At 66.4% G+C, this 19,610-nt stretch carries 14 protein-coding genes and 1 riboswitch; of the genes, 9 read left to right on the plus strand and 5 right to left on the minus strand.

Annotation, left to right across the window (positions count from 1 at the left end; genetic code table 11):
* Positions 1-151: 151 nt before the first annotated feature.
* A complete protein-coding gene (locus FHY05_RS10555) occupies positions 152-1,633 on the minus strand; it encodes a PepSY domain-containing protein (protein ID WP_183944365.1) in 1,482 nt (493 codons plus the stop codon).
* Between the two features lies 1 nt (position 1,634).
* A complete protein-coding gene (locus FHY05_RS10560; protein ID WP_183944366.1) occupies positions 1,635-3,806 on the minus strand; it encodes a TonB-dependent siderophore receptor in 2,172 nt (723 codons plus the stop codon).
* A gap of 100 nt (positions 3,807-3,906) precedes the next feature.
* Positions 3,907-4,112: riboswitch (cobalamin riboswitch) on the minus strand.
* A gap of 233 nt (positions 4,113-4,345) precedes the next feature.
* On the opposite strand from FHY05_RS10560, the gene FHY05_RS10565 reads away from it, so the two are divergent.
* From FHY05_RS10565 to FHY05_RS10585, 5 genes are all read left to right on the plus strand, one after another.
* The gene (locus FHY05_RS10565) at positions 4,346-4,756 is read left to right on the plus strand and encodes a DUF2946 family protein (RefSeq protein WP_183944367.1); all 411 of its coding nucleotides are present in this window, start codon (positions 4,346-4,348) and stop codon (positions 4,754-4,756) included.
* 84 nt (positions 4,757-4,840) lie between these two features.
* Positions 4,841-6,970, plus strand: coding sequence for a TonB-dependent siderophore receptor (locus tag FHY05_RS10570; RefSeq protein WP_183944368.1), 2,130 nt, complete (start codon positions 4,841-4,843; stop codon positions 6,968-6,970).
* Positions 6,967-7,911 (plus strand): alpha/beta hydrolase, encoded by a 945-nt coding sequence (locus FHY05_RS10575; protein WP_221191132.1) that lies wholly within the window; start codon positions 6,967-6,969, stop codon positions 7,909-7,911. The genes FHY05_RS10570 and FHY05_RS10575 overlap by 4 nt, the downstream gene beginning before the upstream one ends.
* 98 nt (positions 7,912-8,009) lie before the next feature.
* Positions 8,010-10,058 carry a TonB-dependent receptor gene (locus FHY05_RS10580; protein WP_183944369.1) on the plus strand — a complete coding sequence of 683 codons (2,049 nt, stop codon included), beginning with the start codon at positions 8,010-8,012 and terminating at the stop codon, positions 10,056-10,058.
* Positions 10,055-11,392: a PepSY domain-containing protein gene (locus tag FHY05_RS10585; RefSeq protein WP_311732445.1), complete on the plus strand. Its 1,338-nt coding sequence runs from the start codon at positions 10,055-10,057 to the stop codon at positions 11,390-11,392. Before FHY05_RS10580 ends, FHY05_RS10585 begins: the two co-directional genes overlap by 4 nt.
* A gap of 234 nt (positions 11,393-11,626) precedes the next feature.
* Here FHY05_RS10585 and FHY05_RS22790 read toward each other — a convergent pair whose 3' ends face one another.
* Positions 11,627-12,778: a phospholipase effector Tle1 domain-containing protein gene (locus FHY05_RS22790; protein WP_311732458.1), complete on the minus strand. Its 1,152-nt coding sequence runs from the start codon at positions 12,776-12,778 to the stop codon at positions 11,627-11,629.
* On the opposite strand from FHY05_RS22790, the gene FHY05_RS22270 reads away from it, so the two are divergent.
* The 4 genes from FHY05_RS22270 to FHY05_RS10605 all read left to right on the plus strand — a co-directional run bounded on the left by FHY05_RS22270 (position 12,662) and on the right by FHY05_RS10605 (position 17,480).
* Complete coding sequence (locus FHY05_RS22270; RefSeq protein WP_221191134.1) at positions 12,662-13,078, plus strand: hypothetical protein; 417 nt, start codon at positions 12,662-12,664, stop codon at positions 13,076-13,078. The genes FHY05_RS22790 and FHY05_RS22270 overlap by 117 nt on opposite strands.
* Positions 13,079-13,240: 162 nt before the next feature.
* A complete protein-coding gene (locus FHY05_RS10595) occupies positions 13,241-14,431 on the plus strand; it encodes a hypothetical protein (protein ID WP_183944370.1) in 1,191 nt (396 codons plus the stop codon).
* Positions 14,432-15,470: 1,039 nt separating this feature from the next.
* Positions 15,471-16,553, plus strand: a complete 1,083-nt coding sequence (locus tag FHY05_RS10600) for a serine protease (RefSeq protein ID WP_183944371.1) — start codon at positions 15,471-15,473, stop codon at positions 16,551-16,553.
* 543 nt (positions 16,554-17,096) lie between these two features.
* Positions 17,097-17,480, plus strand: coding sequence for a hypothetical protein (locus tag FHY05_RS10605; protein ID WP_183944372.1), 384 nt, complete (start codon positions 17,097-17,099; stop codon positions 17,478-17,480).
* A gap of 39 nt (positions 17,481-17,519) precedes the next feature.
* Here the strand turns inward: FHY05_RS10605 and FHY05_RS10610 are convergent, their stop codons facing one another.
* Both FHY05_RS10610 and FHY05_RS10615 read right to left on the minus strand, forming a co-directional pair.
* Positions 17,520-18,326: a hypothetical protein gene (locus tag FHY05_RS10610; protein WP_183944373.1), complete on the minus strand. Its 807-nt coding sequence runs from the start codon at positions 18,324-18,326 to the stop codon at positions 17,520-17,522.
* A gap of 186 nt (positions 18,327-18,512) precedes the next feature.
* Positions 18,513-19,598: a CHAT domain-containing protein gene (locus FHY05_RS10615; protein WP_183944374.1), complete on the minus strand. Its 1,086-nt coding sequence runs from the start codon at positions 19,596-19,598 to the stop codon at positions 18,513-18,515.
* Between the last annotated feature and the right edge of the window lie 12 nt (positions 19,599-19,610).

A 19,610-nucleotide genomic window follows, 5' to 3' on the forward strand; every position in this document is an offset into this window, starting at 1 on the left:
GAGCCCGCACCTTCATCTACCGGGGAACAGCCACCTGCCTCCACGTCATCGCTGATCGAGGTAGCTCGCTCCCGCGATTACCCCATGTTCGTTCATGTCGACGTCTGAGGCTCGCACGCTGCTCCGATTGCTCCGCTGGACTACTTAAGATTTAGGAGGCTTCTGGCCGCATCTGCGCGAAGAGGACGCGAGTCATGCGACGCCACCCGAGGACGATCCCGCTAGCGGAAATGACTATGCCGACGGTTGAGAACAGCCAAATGCAGGCTCGGCGTGCAGGTGGGTTCGCGATTAGCACGTTGGCATCCCAGCGATGCAGCAGATCGTAGGCGACTCGGTACACGCGCCCTCGCCGATCGATCCTGCTGAGTACCGCGCCAGTGGCCGGATCCAGGTACAGCCAGGTCCCGCTCGAATCCTGGAAGCGAAGGCGTAGGACCGGAAGCTGCGGCTTGGTATCGACGCCGTACCAGTAGAAATCGGGCGCGGTCAGCCTGGTCAAGCGCGGAGCGGCACCATCAGGAACCAGTACCCGTGCCGCCCTCGAAACGCGGTTGACGTTGGGTAGGGTGCGTCCGCCGTCGGCAGCGACAACGACGCGCCTAACCGGGCTTTGTAGGTCGAGCGAGACTAGTCCCGCGGCGCGCACGACCTCCAGGCGCACGGAATGGCGCGGTGCTACCGCGGCTGTTCCTGGAACGTCGATCGGCGGCAGCTCCGCCCACTCATAGCGCAGGATTGCGCGCTCGGTTGGGCCGCCGCCTCGGAAGAAGCGCCCCGGATCGACGGATAACCACCCGCTCACGATCCAGGAGGTCAGCATCACGCCACCTGTGAGGCCGGCGATATGGTGCCACAGCATCCAGCCCCGGTACGGCGTCACACGCCTGCCCTTGAAGCGGCGTTGGCCGAGCCGAACGCGCATCAGCCCGATCCACATGCCGGTGATCGCGGCAAGCACGCACGGTCCCGCCACCCAGATCACCACCTGCCGCCAGCCCTCCGAATGCTGGCGCAACGCTGTGGGGTAGAGCCAGTGCGGCACCGCACCAAGCCAGTTCCAGAAGCGCTCGTGCGCGTCGGTGTCGAGCATGACCGCGCCAGTGCGGCTCGAGACGTATAGCGCACGACCGTCTGGCCCCTTCAGCGCCGCGCGCCAGAGCGGTCGATGCGGATCATAGCGACCAGCGACGGTCCATTGGTCGCGCTCCACGGACGCGACGTCGACCGCCGGTGCGCGACCGAAGGCGGACGCAATCCGCGCGGCTTCCGCGCTGCCGACGCCACGGACCAGCGCCGCGGTATCGGCGTCGATCGTCACGAGCTCGCCTGCCCGGCCCGTCACGCGCCACACTGGACGGCCTGCCATCATCTCCAGCCGCATCGCGCGCGGCTGTTCGGGCAGGCCAGCGAGTTGCTCAGCCTCTCGTGGTTGTACGTGCACCTTGAGCCAGTCGATCGGCGGCTGACCGGCCAACGCCTCGCGGTTGGTGAGCGCCGGGTACGGGACGTAGAGCATCACCAGCCCGGACAGGAACCACATCAGGAAGAGCAGGCAACTGGCCACGCCAATCCAGCGGTAGATCAGGTACAGCCAGCGCCTGACCGCCGGGGGCAGGAACGAGCGCTTCATCTCACAGCCTTGCGCGAAGTGCGACGTCGAGCGAGCGCGGCCGGCCGAGCAGCCACTGCGTCGCGCCATAGGTCGAGGTGACGTACCGGGTGTCGAAGAGGTTGTAGACGCGCACGTCGGCCGCGAGCGCCGGCGTGACAGCGAACGAGAGGCCGCCATCGGCGACGGTGTAGGCGGGCACCCGCGCGCTGTTGGCCGAGTCAACGAAACGCGCACCGACGTGGCGCAACCCCGCCTGTGCGCGCACGCCGCGGCTCTCCCAGGTAAGCCACAGGTTGCCGGCGCGCTCGGGCACGTTGGGCGGCGTGTTGCCGGAGAGATCCGCGTTGCCGTTGAGGAAGTCGTCGAAGCGGGCGTCGAGCACCGTCCCGTTCGCTTCGACCGAGAAGCCGGCGGCGAGCGCCAGCGACAGCGCCGCCTCGATTCCCCTGGAGGACTGCCGCCCGATCTGCTCGAGCGGGCCGTTGGTGACGCGCTGCGCGACCAGATCGTTCTTCACGATGCGATAGCCGGCGAGTGTCACGTTGACGCGTCCGCCGAGGAGCGCTGCCTTGGCGCCCGCCTCGACCTGATCGCCCTTGGCATTGGTGAAGGCGAACTGCGTCGCGCTGTTCGTGAAGGTGGTCAGCGTGCCGACGGGATCCACGCCGGTGGCATATTGCGCGTAGAGCGAGACGCTCTGCGCGGGCTGGTAGACGGTGCCGACGCGCCACGTCGTGTCGCGGAACCTCTTCTCGCGCGCGCCGCCCGGGAAGGCGTTCGCCTCGCCCGCCGGAGCGCCCGCCGCGTCGTAGAGGATGTTGCGGCGGCGCACCGTATCCACCTCGTAGCGGAAGCCGCCGATCAGCGAGAGCCGACGCAGCAGCCGCAGCCGGTCCTCGCCGAAGATGCTCCACTCGGTGGTAGCAGTGCGATAGCGCGGCAGCGTCGCGGCGCGATCCTCCAGCGTGCCGGGGACGAAGTCGAAGGGATCGACCGCGTCGGCCTGATCCGCGACGGCGAAGTTGTTCGAGTAACGCAGGTTCACGCGGTTGACCTCGGCGCCGAGCACCAGGTCATTGGCCAAGCCTCCGCCCAGCGGCGCGCTCAGCTTCACGCTCGCCTGGTCGCCGTACTGGGCGATGTCCTGGACGATCCCGAGGTTGTCCGATCGCTCGATCACGCCGTTCGGCCGACCGGCCGCCGGCGCCCAGGCGTAGCTCTCGAGGTCGTACCAGCTGCGCTTGCTGGCAAGCCGATAGACGGCGTTGGTCAGCGTCACCGCGTCGCTGACTTTCCATTCGGCGACGAGCGTCTGGCGATCATCGCGGAAGCGGATGTCGGCGTCGGCGACGTTGTAGTTGCGGCGCCGGGTGCGCGAGTCGAGCCGGCCGTTGATCAGCGGCGTGCCCCAGTAGCGCATCGGTCTGACGTCACCGTAGTCGCCGCGCAGCGTGACGGTGAGCCGTTCGCTTGGCGCGAAGCGCAGCGCGCCTGAGAGCGCGAGGCTGTGGTTGTCGCCGCGGTCGACCCAGCCGTCCGAGCGACGGTAGCTCGCGTCCAGGCGGTAGCCGAGCTGCTCACCCACCGAACCGCCCGCCCCCGCGGCGACATGCCATGTGTCCTGCGCGCCGTAGCTCAGCTCAGCGTCATAGCGTGCGGTCTCGCTCGGCGCGTGCGAGACGACGTTGACCGCGCCGCCGAGTGCGCCCTGGCCGTAGAGCACCGAAGCGGGGCCGGTCAGCACTTCGATCCGCTCGACGTTCCAGGGATCGGTCGGGAAGGTGATCGTGCCAGCGACCGGGAAGAGCCGGATGCCGTCGACCAGTTGCAGCACCGAACCCTGGCCGACGAAGCCGCGCGCGGCGAGCGCGGTGTTGCCGTTCCCGGCATTGGCCGCGGCGGTGATGCCGGGCGCGCGCGAGACCGCCTCGACCACGGTGAGATCGCCGCGCGCGCGGATCGCGTCGCCGTCGACGGTGGCCACGCTGGCGGGTAGTTCGAGCGGCGTGAGGCCGAGCCGGCTGCCGGTCGCGCTCGGGCGGTCGAGCGCGCCGTCGCCGCGGCCGACGACGAGGATGTCGTCGCGCGGCGGTACGCGATCGTCGTCCCGCGCCAGCGCGCTGGAGGAACAGGTGACGAGCAGCAGCGCGGCGACATGCGCCGCCGGACGGTAGGTGTCGATCATCTTCATATACCCCGATGAAGGACGGGGCACGCGGACCAGACACCGGCGCGCGCGGACGGGAGGCCCGGCCGCGGCATGCAAGCGGCCAGACCGGGCACCCCGCCGGTGGACGTTATGGCGTCTAGGCAGGTCTCCTGGCTCGCGGGTCGGTGCGGATGGTCTGGCCTTCCCGGCCGCGCGAGCGACCAGTGACACGGAGCGACCACCTGCTCGCCGCTTACAGTTGCGGGGGCAGCGCCGGCATCGCACCGGCTTCCCGTCTTAGCTCCGGCGCGGCGAGCCGACCGGAGAACCTTGACCTGCACCGCATCGGCGAGCCGAGGCGGCGCGTCAAGTTCATATAAAGATATCTTTATATGCGGCCGCAGATCGGCTGGTAACGCAGATGCGCTTTCTCGCCTGGCGCACCTTCTCCAGCGACGGTCCTCAAGACTGCGGGCCGCGCCGCATTCGCTCTAGATAACACCTCGTTAACCCAGCTAGGCCATAGCGATATGACAGAATGTCCGGGTGACATGCCCGGCTGATGCGGATAGTCGCTGACCGTGCACGCCGTTCGCCGTCTTCTCGCGCAACGCCATCTCGCGGTGCTGCTCTGCGCGGCGGCGCTGCTGCTGAAGCTGCTGGTGCCGACCGGGTACATGATCGACAACACGGCGGGGCAGATCAGCATCACGCTCTGCTCCGGCTTCGGTCCAGCGCCGATGGACATGAATATGCCGGGCATGCACGGCGACATGCCCGATCATGGCAACTCCATGGATCACGGCAAGGCTGAGATGCCCTGCGCCTTCTCCAGCCTGTCGGCTGCGATGACCGGCGCGATCGACCCTATCCAGCTTGCCGCGCTGATCGTCTTTATCCTGGCCGTGGGCCTCGTCGCGACGATCCCGCCGGCACCCTCAGGTCCAGTCCATCTACGGCCTCCGCTGCGAGGACCACCAGTCTACCTCTGACCTGTCATCCCGCGCCGCTTCGTCCGGCGCGACCATGATCTGCGACTCACGCCTTCGGCGTCAGGTTGGTCAAAGGTATCTCCAATGCTTCGAATTCACCTACTGGCAGGTGTTGCTGCGCCTTGCCTGCTGCTGGCAATACCGGCTGCCGCACAGGCGCAGAACACCTCCTCCGCAACTTCCGACGTCACCACGGTACAGAGCTGGACGGGCGACATCATCGTCACCGGAGCACGCGAGACATACACCGCCCCTGAAACAAGCGCGGCCACCCGCACCGACACGCCCCTGATCCAGGTGCCGCAGTCGATACAGGTGCTGACCCGCACGCTGATCCAGGAACAGGATCGCCGCACGCTGGGCGACGCGCTGGTCAATGTCTCGGGCGTCACCCCGACACGATCGGACGAGGTGCTGTTCATCCCGCCGGTCGTCCGCGGCTTCCCTGCAGAGGTCTACCTCGACGGGCTGTCGGTCTTCGCCGGCAACCAGCAGGCCTACGATCCCAACAGCCTCGTCGGCATCGAGCGGATCGACGTTCTGAAAGGTCCGACCGCGACGCTCTACGGGGGCGGTATCGGCACGCCGCTGGGCGGGGTCATTAACCTCGAAAGCGTCCGGCCGAACGACAAGCCGGGCGGCTATCTGGCGATGCGCGCCGGCAGTTTCTCGACCTGGAACCCCTACGGCGACATCAACGTGCCCTTGGCTGACGGGATCGCCGCGCGGATCACCGGCGAGTATCAGAGCAACGATGGCTGGATCGACAAGGTAAAGGCGCGGCGCTGGTCCGTACAGCCCAGCCTTTCGTTCCAAATCGACCCCGCGACCGATCTGCTGCTCCAAGGGCAGTTCAGCCGGCGCAGCAACCTCGAATATTCCGGTCTGCCTGCCGACGCGGCGCTGGCCGGCACGATCCACCGCGACGCCTTTCCTGGGTCGCCGATCGATCAGCCGCTGACGACCAACGATATACGCATGGGGCAGGCGACGCTCCGCCACGCCTTCGCGGATCGCCTGAAGCTGACGGTCAGCGGCCGGTATTATTCGAGCATGATCGATGAGCAGGGCAGCTTCGTCTATCCGGGTCTCGCGCCTACTGAGACGGTCGCGCCTCTTTACGACGTCTTTCCGATCACGATGCGAAACCGCACGAAAGAGGCGACGGTCGATGCCAACCTCGCCGGCGACGTCGATCTGCTCGGGGGCACGCACAAGCTGCTCGTCGGGGTCAATTACGACTGGACCAGCTTCTACAGCGCCATGGGGCTGTTTGTCAGCGACAGTCCCTCCGGCACGATCGACCTGTCGAACCCCAGCTACGACCTGCTCTATACCCCGCAGCTCCCGGTCAACTCCTACACCGACGATCGTTTCACGACCTTCGCCGGCTACATCCAGGATCAGGCGACCTATGGCCCGCTGCACCTGACCGGGGGCTTGCGCCTGACCTCGCTCAAGTTCGTCGAGAACAGCAACATCGGCGTCGCCAACGACAAGACCTACACGCACCTCTCGCCCCGGATCGGCGCCACACTCGACGTGGTAAAGGGTATCGCACTGTTCGCGGGCTATGCGACCGCGTTCCGCGCGCCGTTCGGCTTCATCGGCAGGCAAGCGCCGGTGCCGGAGACCTCGAGCAACTTCGAAGGCGGGGTGAAGCTAGCACTCGCCGGCACGGGGCTGTCCGGCACGATCGCCGTGTTCCGACAGACCCACGACAACGTCGTCACCGCGGATCCCGCGAGCGTCGGCTTCTACGTCCAGAGCGGGAGGCAGCGCGCCCGCGGCGTCGAGGTGGACATGGTGTGGGAGCCGACGCCCGCCTTCTCGCTGCTCGCCAACTACGCCTACACTGACACCCGCGACGACGGCGTGGCACACGGTGATCGGCTGATCCGTGTGCCGAAGAGCAGCGGGCGGATCTCGGCGCGCTACCGGGTGCTGCACGGCCCCGCCAAAGGCCTCGCGCTCGGGGCTGGCATCAGCGCCTTCACCTCGCGCGAGCTGACGCTGCCGAACACGATCGCCGTGCCCGGTTATGCCGCGATCGACGCGCAGGCGTCCTACGACATCGGCCGGTTCACGCTGGGCGCGTCGGTGGTCAACCTAGGCAACCGGCGGTCCTTTGATCCCTATTCCTACCTCGGCTATCCGGTAGTCGCGCCCAACCAGCCCCGTTCGGCCTATGTCACGCTGAAGGTGCGGATATGAGCAAGGCGCGCCTCGTATGGCGCTCGATTGCCCTGGCAAGCATGGCTGTAGCGGCCGTGCCTTCGGCGACGATCGCCAGCGCGCAGACGCCGGCGACCGGCGAGACCATCATCCCGCTACACCCGAAAGACAGCGTGCCCTCGCTCGGCGTGCCCGAAAAGCGGGATCGGCTGCCGAACGGCGAGACGATGATCTACGACGTCAGCGAGCCGACGCTGGAGCTGTATCGGCCCGCACCCGGTCATGCGAACGGCACAGCCGTGATCGTCGCACCGGGTGGCGGGTTCGTGGCGCTGGGCTACACGTTGGGCGGTACTGACATCGCGCGGGCGCTGGCGGCACGAGGCATTACCGCCTTCGTGCTGAAATACCGCACGATCCGGAGCGGGGACGGGCCGATGCGGATGCCCGACGTCCATATGAAGGAGATGGGCGTCGTCATGGCGCGGGCGAAGACTGGCGAGCCGGTCGAGATGCCGCGCTTTGCCGGCGAGCCGCACGCCGTCGAGGACGGCGTGCGGGCGATGACGATCGTCCGGCAGCGCGCCTCCGAATGGGGCATCGATCCCCATCGTGTCGGCGTCCTTGGCTTCTCGGCCGGGGCTTACCTCGCGGCTGATCTGGCGATTGGCGATGCGGCCTCGCGTCCGGACTTCGTCGGCCTGATCTACGGTGGTCTGCGGACGCCGGTTCTGGCCGACGCGCCGCCCGCATTCATCGCGGGAGCGGCCGACGACGAGTATCAGCCGAACGATCCGGTTCTGCTCTACACGGCTTGGCGAAAGGCCGGGGCCATCGCCGAGCTGCACCTGTACGAGCGGGGCGGACATGGTTTTGACCTGCATCGACAGGGCACCACGAGTGACCATTGGTTCGACCAGTTCCTTTCGTGGATGCAGTCTCGCCAGCTTGCGTCATTACCGACCCGACAGGCCGAGTAGTGCTGCCGGCTTTTTCCAATGACCCGGCCCGAGCTTCTCGGCGCCAACATCGCGCTGACCGACGCGGCAGGCGGGTCAAATCAATTGAAGGCAATCCCATGGCCCGATCTCTCTTCCTGGCAGGCGTTGTGATGCCTTCCCTCCTGTTCGCCATGCCGGCGCGCGGCCAATCGCAACGAGCCGACAACGCGGAACGTGACGCCGCAGATATTGTCGTCACCGCCACACCGACGGTGGGCGAGGCCACCCGGCAGATCGAACGCACACCGGGAGCGGTCGCGGTGGTGCCCGACACGGTGTTCCAGAACACGCCGGTCCAGACCATCAAGGACATCCTCCAGTATGTGCCCGGCGTGATCGTCCAGCCCCGCATGGGCGACGACGTGCGATTGTCGATCCGCGGCTCCGGTCTGTCCCGCGCCTATGGCGTGCGCGGCATCACGCTGACGATCGACGGCATGCCGATGAACACGTCAGACGGCCTGCTCGACTTTTTCGAGGTCGACCCCAGCGCCTACCGCTATGTCGAGGTGTTCAAAGGCGCGAACGCGCTCCGCTACGGATCGAACGCGCTGGGCGGCGCGATCAACCTCGTCACGCCGGTGGGCCGCGACGCGCCGCCGTTAGATGCTCGACTGGATGTCGGCAGCTTCGGCTATGTGAAGGGGCAGGCGAGCACCGGCGGGGTCGCGGGCGATCTCGACTATTTTGCGACCGCCTCCGCTCAGACGAACGACGGTTACCGCGATCACAGCAACGGGCATCAGTTCCGGGGCAACCTCAACCTCGGCTATCGCCTCTCACCGGACATAGAGACCCGCTTCTACGTCTATGCGACCAGCACCAAGCAGCGCATCCCGGGCGAGGTCAGCAAGGATCAGGCACTGGATGACCCGCGCTCAGCCAACCCTGAATGGGTCCGGCAAGACCAGCAGCGTAACGTCCGCTCGATCCGGGTCGCCAACAAGACGACCACGCGCCTGGGCGACACCACGGTCGAAGCCGGCATCTTCTACAACAACCGGCATGTCCGGCATCCCATCTACCAGTGGCTCGACTTCACCGTCGATGACTATGGAGCTTTCGTGCGCGCGGTGGACGATCGCTCGCTCGGCGTGGTTCGCAACCGGCTGATCGTCGGCGCGAACCTTCAGAACGGCACGATCGACACCGAGCAGTTCGTCAACCTGGACGGCGCGGTGAAGGGCGCGCTCGCCGCCTCGATGGTCGACACGTCGCGCAACCTCTCGGCCTATGCCGAGGACTCCCTGTTCGTGGCACCGAACCTCGCCGTGGTCGCCGGGCTCCAGTACCTGAATGCGCGACGGGACCGGCAGGATCGCTTCCTGTCGGACGGCAACCAATCCGACGCGAAGAGCTATGACCTGTGGAGCCCGCGCGCCGGTGTCCTGTGGGACGTCACCGCCGATGCGCAGGTGTTCGGCAACGTGTCCCGCAGCGCCGAAGTGCCGACCTACGACGCCAACTCGTTCGCGACGCCGGCAAGTGGCAACCTGCGGGCGCAGCGCGCCACCACTTTCGAGGTCGGCACGCGAGGGAAGCGTGGCGGGATCGGGTGGGACATCTCGCTCTACCGATCGGAGATCAGGAACGAGCTGCAATGCCTGACGACCGGGCCGTTCAGCGCATGCAGCGTCATCAATGTCGATCGCACGGTGCACCAAGGCGTCGAAGCGGGCCTGCACGCCGATCTTTCCCTGTCGGCGCTCGCCGCCGGGGACAGCCTCGCGATCACGGCGGCCTATACCTACAGCGACTTCTTCTTCCGGGACGACAGCCGCTATGGCGACAACGAGCTGCCGGGCATCCCCAAGCACTATCTCCGTGCCGAAGCGCTCTACCGGCACCCGACCGGCATCTACGCCGGGCCGAACGTCGAGTGGGCGCCGGGTCACTATTACGCCGACAACGCCAACAGCCTGTCGGTGGACCCATATGCCTTGCTCGGCCTCAAACTCGGTTACGATCCGAGCGGGCGCTGGTCGGCTTACGTCGAGGGCCGCAATCTCACCAACGAGCACTACATCTCCACCGTCGCCATCGCCGGCGTGGCGAGCGCGACCTCGGAAATCTTCAACCCGGGCATAGGACGGGCCGTATTCGGCGGCCTGCGCTACCGCTGGTGACGGCCGCGACGCTCCGGTCCGAGCCGCGCCGCGCCACCCTGGGTTCGCTCTATCCGCTGTTCTGGCGCTGGCACTTCTATGCCGGGCTGTTCGTGCTGCCCTTCATCCTAATCCTGTCTGTCACGGGCTCGATCTACCTGTTCAAGCCGCAGATCGAGCGCTGGGAGGAGCGGTCCTGGCTCGGGCTGGGCACGGCCGGCGCCGTATCGCCCGACCGGCAGTTGGACGCGGTCCTCGCTGCGAACCCCGGCGCGCGTTTCAACCACTACCGCCTGCCCCGCGAAGCCGGCGACGCGGCAATGGTCCAGCTCGGGCTACCAGCCGGCACGCTGCGCGAAGTCTATGTCTCGCCGCAAGGGCGCGTGCTGGGAAGCCTCAATCCCGACACCCGCATCGCCGCGGTGGTGGCGCGCATTCACGGCTCGCTGCTGATCGGCCGCTGGGGCGACTGGCTGGTCGAACTGGCGGCGAGCTGGACAATCGTGATGATCCTGACGGGCCTATACCTCTGGTGGCCGCGTCCGCTTCGGCTCGCCGGCACGCTCTGGCCGCGACTGTACCTGCGTGGGCGTCCGCTGCTGAAGGACCTGCACCGCGTCACCGGCTTCTGGATCGCGGGGCTGCTGCTCGTCATGCTCGCCAGTGGCCTTCCTTGGGCCGGTGTCTGGGGCAGCGCCTTTGCCTGGACCCGTGCCGAGCTGGGCTGGGTTGAGGGGCCGCAGGATTGGAAGATCGGTGTCGGTGGCGGTCACGCCGGCCACGATAACGGCATGGCGATGCCAATGGCGCAGCCTGTTGTACCGGGCGCAGATCTTCCGCTTTCCGCCTTCGTGACGAAGGCCGAGGCCGAGCGCATGGCCTTCCCGGTGCTGATCTTACCACCCCATGCACCGCAGGCTTTCGGTCCACCGACCGGTGATGTGTGGACGATAAAGTCGGCCGCGCAGAACCGCACCCTGACCCGCCAGGTGACCTACAATCCCGCTACTGGAACAGAAATCGGGCGGAGCGGTTTCGCGGATCAGCACCTGATCGACCAGGTCGTGAATACGGGCGTCGCCTGGCACGAAGGGCAGCTGTTCGGCGTCGCTAACCAGATCATCGGCGTGCTCACTGCGGTCGCCTTGATCGGCCTCAGCGTCGTCGGCGTGCTGATGTGGCTGCGACGTCGCCCCGCAAGCGGGTTCGGAGCACCTGCGGCAGAACAAGTGAAGCTCGGTTGGGCGGCGCTCGTGCTGGTCGGGCTGGGCGTCCTGCTTCCGCTTTTCGGGGCGTCCGTGCTGGTGATACTGATCGTGGATCGGTTCGGAAGAAAACTAGCCTATTTCAAATAACCGCCTTGCAAACGATCGGTGGGCGGGGCGGCCGGGGCCGTCCCCTTGGGATCGATCTTCGAAAAACGCGAAATCGATGCCGGCGTCCGATCTATTGATCATGTGCGGGGCCAGGCTTCCTACCGCGCCGCTATTTTCCTGGCAACGGCAGCTATCGCATCTCAGCCTCCTAAAGCGGCCATTCCGCCTTCCTGCCGATTGCGAACATCAGGGCGGAGTCGACCTCCGCCGCAATCACCCACCAGCACGTCCGATATCGCCCGACGCCGTCGCCTCCGGCAGGCGGGGGATTCTGATCTCCTGGCCCGGGAAGATCTCGTCGGGATCGTCTAGCGTGTCGATGTTCGCCTTGAAAATGGTCCGCCACAGACTCGCATCGCCGTAGTGCCGATGCGCGTAGTGGCTGAGCGTGTCCGATGGCTTGACCAGCTCGACCGCGAGGACGTCGGCCGGCGGCTCGAACGTCCACATGCCCATCGCGTTGAGTTCGGCAGCCACGTGCTTCAGGGTGTCGGGGCGATATGGCTCGCCGCCGAGACGGTGGGCCGGCGTGCGCCAGCGGCGCTGCGCCGCCTGAGCGACCTGCCACACGTGTCGGGGACCGTCGCGATCGTCCCTGAGCAGCTGGGTGGCGCTCCACTCCGGCTTGGACTCGTTCGCCAGCGGCGCCAGCGCGTCCGGCTTGAATCCGTGGATTCGCGTCCCGTTGGCGGTGTCGAGCTTCAGCCCGGCCTTGCTGGCCCCGGCCAGTACCCAGACGAGCGCGTCGTCCGACAGGCCGCGTATGTCGCCGCCGCCTCCGATCGCACCGTGCACGCCCGGAAACCACTTCTCCTGGTAGGGCGCGTCCGGGTGGTCCGGCTCGACACCGGCAGATCGGTTGAGCTGGGTGAGATCGCCGAACGAAACGACCGGAAACAGTTCACGCCGCTCGTCGATCGCGACGGCGTGACGTGCGCTCTCGACAAAGGCGTCGAGGCTCGGGTCGTGGAAGTCGTACTCGCGATTGAACCATCCGCTGAACGGCAGCTTTTCGGGCACGCCGAGAGCTCCAACCGTGTCCCATACGCCCAGAAATCTGACCCGCAGCTGCGGCGCCAAGCCGGGGTCGTAGCCCTCGACGTTCGCGCACCGCCACTTGTCGTCGCCTTCGCCGATGCAGAGGGAACCGGAGTACCGCGAACGGAACTGCCGCAGCGCGTCGTCCGATCCCTCGTCGCCCTTGCGCCGCTCCTCGTAGAGCGTCAGCGCCTCGTCGATGCGGCCGACATGCAGGCGCTGAAGCGGGCCGACATGACGGATGAAGCCGACGAAGGTGCGCGCGCTGTATGCTCCCCGGGAGAAGCCGAAGACGTGGATCTCGTCTCCGGGATCGTAGTTGAAGATGAGGAAGCGCTAGGCCTCGCGGACGTTGTCGATCAGGCCGGTGCCGAACATGCCGCCCCGGAACTGGTCCAGATCGCCGGTGCCGACACCCTCGTCATAGTGGATGATCTGCGGGACGCCGTCGCGCCCATCCGCTCGATGCTGGCTGCGGTCAGCACTACCTTCGTAGCCCGTCCCGGCTCCAGCTTGTTCCAGGTGCCGTCGAAACAGAAAACAAGCGGTTCATCGAGTTTCCCCCGCACTGACCTGCATCGTGACTTGATGGCCAGGATCAGGCCAGCGGTTTTCAAGCCCATCTGACCTGTTTCGCCGCTGCGTAGGACGAGGCGTAGCGAAGCGCTCGGCTGGCCGTGACGATGTCAGGACCAAGCAGGCGAACCTCTGTCATTATGGCGCCATCGCAGAATTGTAACCCTGCCCGAGCGGTGTCACGCTGCACTCCGGGGCTGGGGAGTCGAGATCGTGCGAACGAAGATCCTGATATTTGGGCTCGCAGCGGCATGCGCTGCGACGGCCGTGGCGCAGACGATGTCGCCCGAAGCTGAGCGCCTGATGAGCGCCGCCAGGGCGCAGGGAATGCAGATCACTCCGGAGCAGGCTGAGCGCCTCGCCGAGCGGCAGCGGCAGATGGCCGGGCAGCTCGGCGCTCTCGGCCTGATGGCGGCCGCCCCTTCTGCCGCGCCAGCGCAGTCGGCGGCCACCGCCGAGCTGTCGGAGGCGCAGCTGGGCGCCGAGGTGCGAAAGGCGAAGCCCGGGACCGTCTCTCTGGACGGCACGACGGACATGCGGCTCGTTGTTGGCGGGCACCCGTACATGGACCCGGAAGGCGAGCTGGCCAACGTCGCGGCGGACGCGGAGCGGAACGGCGCGACGTTCCTGCTCGGTCGTGGAGCGAGCCGGCCGGTCAAGTTCGTCGCGCTCACCGACATGTCGTCGCCCGTGCCTGTGGGTCGGCTGTCACAGCGCGGCGGCGGCTTCGTGTTCGAGGGCCGGACCGGTGTCCGCATCTCGGGCGACAAGTTTATCACCCTGCCGGACGGCATCGCTCTGTGGCGTGATGACGCCATGTTCCTTTACCGTTTCGGCACGCCAGTCGCGAGCCACGCTCTGCCCGAGGGCTACTACCCCGCCGACTACCAGCACGGCGACGTGGGCCGGACGGGCGTCATGCTTCTGCGTCGGGACCAGCGCAGCGAGAGCGCCAACGCCGGCGCGCTAAGGGCCGCCAAGAGCCTGTTCTCGATGGTCGGCGTCGGGCGCAAGGCCGCGTCCGACTTCTCGCTCTTCGACACGCGCTCGGGCAAGCTGACGCCCTTGGCTATCGAGAACTTCGGCCAAGACGGCGAGCCGCTGCTCGACCAGGTCGGTCAGCCGTCCAAGTCGCACTACTTCTGGCGTGTGCAGTGGATGCAGGTCGGAACGCGGAGGCTGGTTGTGCACCGAGCCAAGAGCATGCAGCAGCTGCTGGTCACCGATCTCGACAGCGGGCGGACTGCCGTCGCGTTCGACCGTGGCCTCGGGATCACGTCCTGGGCGTTCAAGCCTGACGGTCGCGGATCCGGCCGCCTGGTCGCGAACTGGATGATGCAGGATCACGCGATCGACGATCTCTCGGCTTGGTTCGACGGAGCGCCGGAGATCAAGAACGGCTGATCAAGATCGGCCGGTATCGCAGCAGCTCGGGGAAGGCTAGAGCACCCACGCTTGCGTGAACATACGCAATATATTCGAATGCGTTCGATGCCGGCCTGACCCGTCTAAGCGGCTACGTCTAAGCGACGAGGCGAGGGTTCATCGCTGAACCTGAGAGGCATCACGCGCCGGACTGGCCCTCGAACGCCGCTCGCGCTCAGTCCCGAACGACATACGCGAGCGCCTCACGAGCCACGCGCTCCACGCGGCGGATCAGGTACCGTGCGCCCTCCAGGTCGACGAAGTCGCCGATCATCGGCAGCTCGGGCTCGTCTCGTTCGAGGATGAACCTCTTCGGCCGATTCTGGCAGCACGTCACCTTCATACGAGCCGGATAGGCGCAGGCGCACTACCGGCAAACAGCATTACTACCTTTGTCACAGTAGGCCTAGCGCCGATCAAGCACGGCATGGGTGCGCTTCTCGATGAGTGCCACGCACTCGCCCACGGTGAGGTCGAGCCCTATGCGCCGCAGGACAGGTCGATGTCGATGAGGAGCTTGCCGCTTGATCAGCGCCAACCAGTAAACGAAAACGCCGAAGAGCCGCGTCGCTGTCAGGTTCGCAGATCGCATGCACGTCAAGGCCAGAAGCTATCAGACTCAACCCGGCACGTCGAGGAACCTGACGTGCATGAATACAGCGATCCCGCTGATCTCGGCCACGCAGGCGAGGCCCCACATCGCCAATAAGGTCGTCGGTGAGGAACGCGGCGTATGGCCCGATGTGCTCCTTGGCGTAGCTTACGAAGGTTGCAGGGTGTTGCTGGGGGAGCGTCGTCTGGGCGAGCGCCCCCATGTTGACCAGGAGGACGAGCCCGCCCGCGACCGTGGGGGAAGAGAAGTCGCGCCGCCGCCCGTCTGCACTTTCCGTCGTCCGTCGCGGAACTCAACGCCATCTGTCTGCGACATCTAGCGATCGGCAGCATCTCGTTCGGAGAGCTTAATGCTAAGGAGTATGCTCACCAGCCTGCGTCGTCGTCGCTTGATCGGGGACATCCTATGCTGATAGCGCTTCTTCTCGTCGCCGCGCCGGGTATGGGCAACGTCATCAAGACACCCCACCCATCGGCCAAGGAGCTTGCCGCCGTACCGTTCTACGTTCGTGATGAGTTCAAGCGGATCTACCCGGACATTCTGAGATCCCGTCGCAAGGCGGACGACGAGCTCAATCCGATAATCAGCCAGTCCGACGCGTGGGTGGTGGACGAGCGGAACGACAGGCAGATCTACGAGGCTTTAACGTTCCACTTTCCCGCGCCGTCTCCATTGGAAGAGGTGGACCGCTTCACGCAGGCGATGTCGGCGCCCGTCGGAGAATTCGCTACCGAGGTCCGGAAACCCGACGGTAGCAGCGAGCTCTTCGTGGGATCGGGATACATGATTTCCCGCTGCATCGCGGTCACGTCCGGGCACGTCCTGCCCGATCCGTCCACTCGAACATACCAGACGGGCGAGATCGCCCTTGGCGAGTGGAAGTTCAGGATAGGCTCGTCGCCGCGCTTTGCCTTCCAGGGCAACACGACCGGCTCGGTTTTCGATGGCTTCGCCGGTCGGTCTGCCGGCTCAGAGCGCACGCACGATTTTGCGTTCGTACGACTTAGGAGTTGCGTCGGGGATCGCTACGGCTGGTTCGACCCCATCGATTGGGACGATATCGAGTACGACCATGTCTACAAAGCCATGAAGCTCGGCTTTCCGGGGAACAGAGCTCGTGGCGTCATGGTCAAGCAGGGATGTTACGCGTTGGCCGTTTGGCTCGGGCGCGGTGACTATCAGAGACCGATACTGGTCGACGGCTGCAGCAGCATACATGGGATGTCCGGCGGACCGTTGCTCATTCTCGTGAACGGCGAGTGGCGGGCCATCGGCATTACGTCCGGACGAAATGCCGTCGGCTTCGCCCGTTCCACGATGACCCTCTCGTGGAGCAACTCGATAGATGCTCCGCTGTTCGCTGGGCGGATCAGGGAGCCACGAGATGGAAAAGCCAGCAACCCGCTGCCATCAATGATCAGGGAAGGAAGAACGATCGCACCAGGATGGGAGGCCGCCGCGACCGAGGACACATCTCCTAAGCGCTGACGGAGATCGCGAGCTTTCCCCTTTCGCCCAGGTCGCCGCTACACGCCGCGTCCGCCTCCGCGCAAGCGGCGGCAGTCGTGCCAGGTCGCACTCCCACGCCGAGGAGTTCGGGTAGGAACGGCGCCCGCGACCCGCGCGCCAAGGAAACGACCGCGACGCTCGCGGCGCAGCCCGACCCGCTCTACATGCTTGCGGGTGACAGGGAGCGCTGACCGACGCCGACTTGTCGGAGCCGAACCGCTCCGCTCGACCGCTCCTCTTCCTTCCCCTCCTCTCCCCTCTCTCCCCTCCTCCCCGGCCGCGCCGCGCGCGAACGCCTTGGGCGCCGATCGGTGCCTTGCTCCGCCCGAGACGTGAAGACGCGACCACTCCGCCGATCGATCCCGCGGACAGGTCGTAATCCGTTTAGGGTCGGGTGCTATCCCTCGCGACCGTCTCGAGACGGTCGCGAGGCGCGTCTCTCAATCTCCGATCAAGTCGCTGGCTCCGCCGACCGCGAATGAGCTTCTGCTCAAAGGTGAAGCAAAGAAGAGGAAAACCGTTATGCCCTACATCACTCAGGACCGCGCGAACCGTCTCTCCAAGAAGCTGAAGAACGTCCTGCGGAACGAGCTCGGGGAGGAGACCCCGCTTCATCAATGCCGCAAGGCGATCATCGAGGCGTTGGACTTCGATACCGAGGGACACATGTTGTCCTCGCTGCCCTGCGCGACGACGTGGAACCGCGACTGGTACGTCAACCACCTCGTCGACAACGGCTACGTGGAGAAGCCCGCGAACGCAGAGGCCGCCGTTGCGACGCTGGAAGCAATTTTCGGCGACTGGCTGCTCGAGGAGGAGTCCGCTCCGCTCAACCGATCGGCAATCGAGAGACCAGCAGCGAGCAACGAGCAGTCGGAGAAGGGCTCCACGGCAGAAGGCAGGTAAGTCGAGATCATCAACGGGGTACGAGACTTGCCGCTTCTTCTAATCGTCCTCGCCGTGGCATGGCCGGCGCCCACAGACAGCATCCGCACCGTCGGTAGCAACGTTCACACGGCGAGCTCCTCGCTGCCGGTGCCGATCGGGGAAGCTCTGCATGATGAGGGCAAAAACAGCCACGGCCCCGAAGATGAAGGTTCCGATCACGGCGAAGAAGGTGAGGCGCATCGTGACGGTGGCAATCGCCCTGTCGGGGTTGCTGGTCAAAGCGCTGCAATCGACGGGCCTGACATGGCCGTCCTGGTTGGCTTCGGCGTGCTTCTTCTCTGCCTTGCTGTTCTCGAGGCTGAGAGGGCTCGCTCGCCCGCGCGGACGGCCTACTGCGCTCTCCTGGGCATAGCTGGCTTCGTGCTCGCCATCCTTCCACTGACCGCCTATGCAACCATCCACTGAACTCAGGTGCGTCCAGCTGATCAGCGATATGACGACGAGCGGCCCAATGGCGAGGCCGGCGACCAAGCCTGCGAGGATTCTTCCCGCCCTTCGAGCGACCACGACGACGCCCGCCAGCGACGTGGAGAGCGCGAGGGTCAGCGACGGCCAGACGTCTCTCAACAGGTCGAGCAGCGGAGCGCCAATCCTCCACGCGGCGATCGCTGCGAACAGAACCGGAAGCACGTAGGCCAGCCAATGCCACGCGCCGCCTCGGGCGGCAGCCGTTGGCAAGCTGCTCAGATCGACGTCGTTCGAGCGGGAGCCACCCTGCTTCCACGCCGCCTCCGCGACGAACGTAGCCACCATCACGCCTGCGAGCGCGCGGACGACACCTCGTTTCGACCCATCCATCATCATGATGGTTCAAATGCCGCTCGCCCTTAGATCTTTGTTCCGCACCGATCCGTGGCTAAGGAGTCTCCCGGAAACGATGCGGCGCGGGATCGCGATCCTGGTCCGTCTGCCATCTCGTCATCGGCGACGCTTAATCCATATCGTCCGCGATCGGGACCTCACGCGACCGACGCGGCGGCAGAGATCCATTCACGGCGACGACGGCGCACGAGGCGCGGGACGTCGGCCGCGCCGGCTGCCGCTCTCGCGCTCGAGATGCGCTATCGTCCGCTCGACGAGCTCCCTGAGGCGGGGCGGCAGCTCGCCCGGCCACCGCTCGTCCAGATAGTAGCGCCGAAGCGCTTCGCTCGTCATGGCCGAGGCGCTCACGACGCGTCGGTCCGTCGTGGTGACGGCCACGTACCAGGCCATGTCGCCCCAGTACTCGTGCGCGTCCGCGATCCAGATCTCCCCTGCGACCGGCTGGGACTCGAACAGCCAGCAGCGCGCCTCCTCCAGGCTCTCACCCTTCCCGGGCCTGACCGACTCGTCGTCGGTGAAGAACACCGTCTGGCGAGCCGCCGCGGGTGCACCGGCGACGCAGAACTGCACCTGCGGGTTCTCGGGCCGGAAGTCCCCCGCCGGCTCGGTCAGCCCCTCGTCGAGCCACCCATCCAGCACGGGCAGACAAGCGACGATTCGCAGCGGGTCGACGAGGCGATCGTCGCCCGCCTCGTCCCACCGCCCGGTCGGATGCAGGGTGGCGCCGACGTCTCCGTGATCCGCCACCTCGACGTGGGTCGTGGCGATCGCGAAGGCGTCGCCGATCGACGAGCCGTCGGCGAGCCGCTGGTACAGCGCGGCCGTCAGCGAGCGGGCCGCGTCGTTGGTGATCGTCGCGTCCGTGCCGATGGCCCAGTCCGCGCCGCCGTGCGCGACGAGTTCAGCCGCCACGCTGTCGGACGAGCAGGCGTTCAAGACGACGAGCCTGGGCCTGGCGGACAATCCCTTCAGCAGCGCCGCAAGGGCTCTGCCGTCTAGCTCGACCTCGCTCCCGTCTCCTTTCGAGAGCAGCAGCGAGCGACCGTCGCCGTGCGCCGCGAAGTGCAGCACGTCGGGCCGGAAGCGCCCGATGGTCGCGGTCAGGGCGTTCAGCTTCAGGTCGCTGTAGACGCGGAACTCGATCGGATCCGCGCCGGCGCCGCGCTCAAGCAGCTCCTGCAGGTCGTTGATCTCGCCGGGCAGGTCCAGGTCGGCGTGACCCGTCGGGTTGCTGGCCACGTACATCACCCGCATCGGACATCCTCC

This window comes from Sphingomonas sp. BK580 (assembly GCF_014194975.1).
In the GTDB taxonomy this organism is placed as follows: domain Bacteria; phylum Pseudomonadota; class Alphaproteobacteria; order Sphingomonadales; family Sphingomonadaceae; genus Sphingomonas.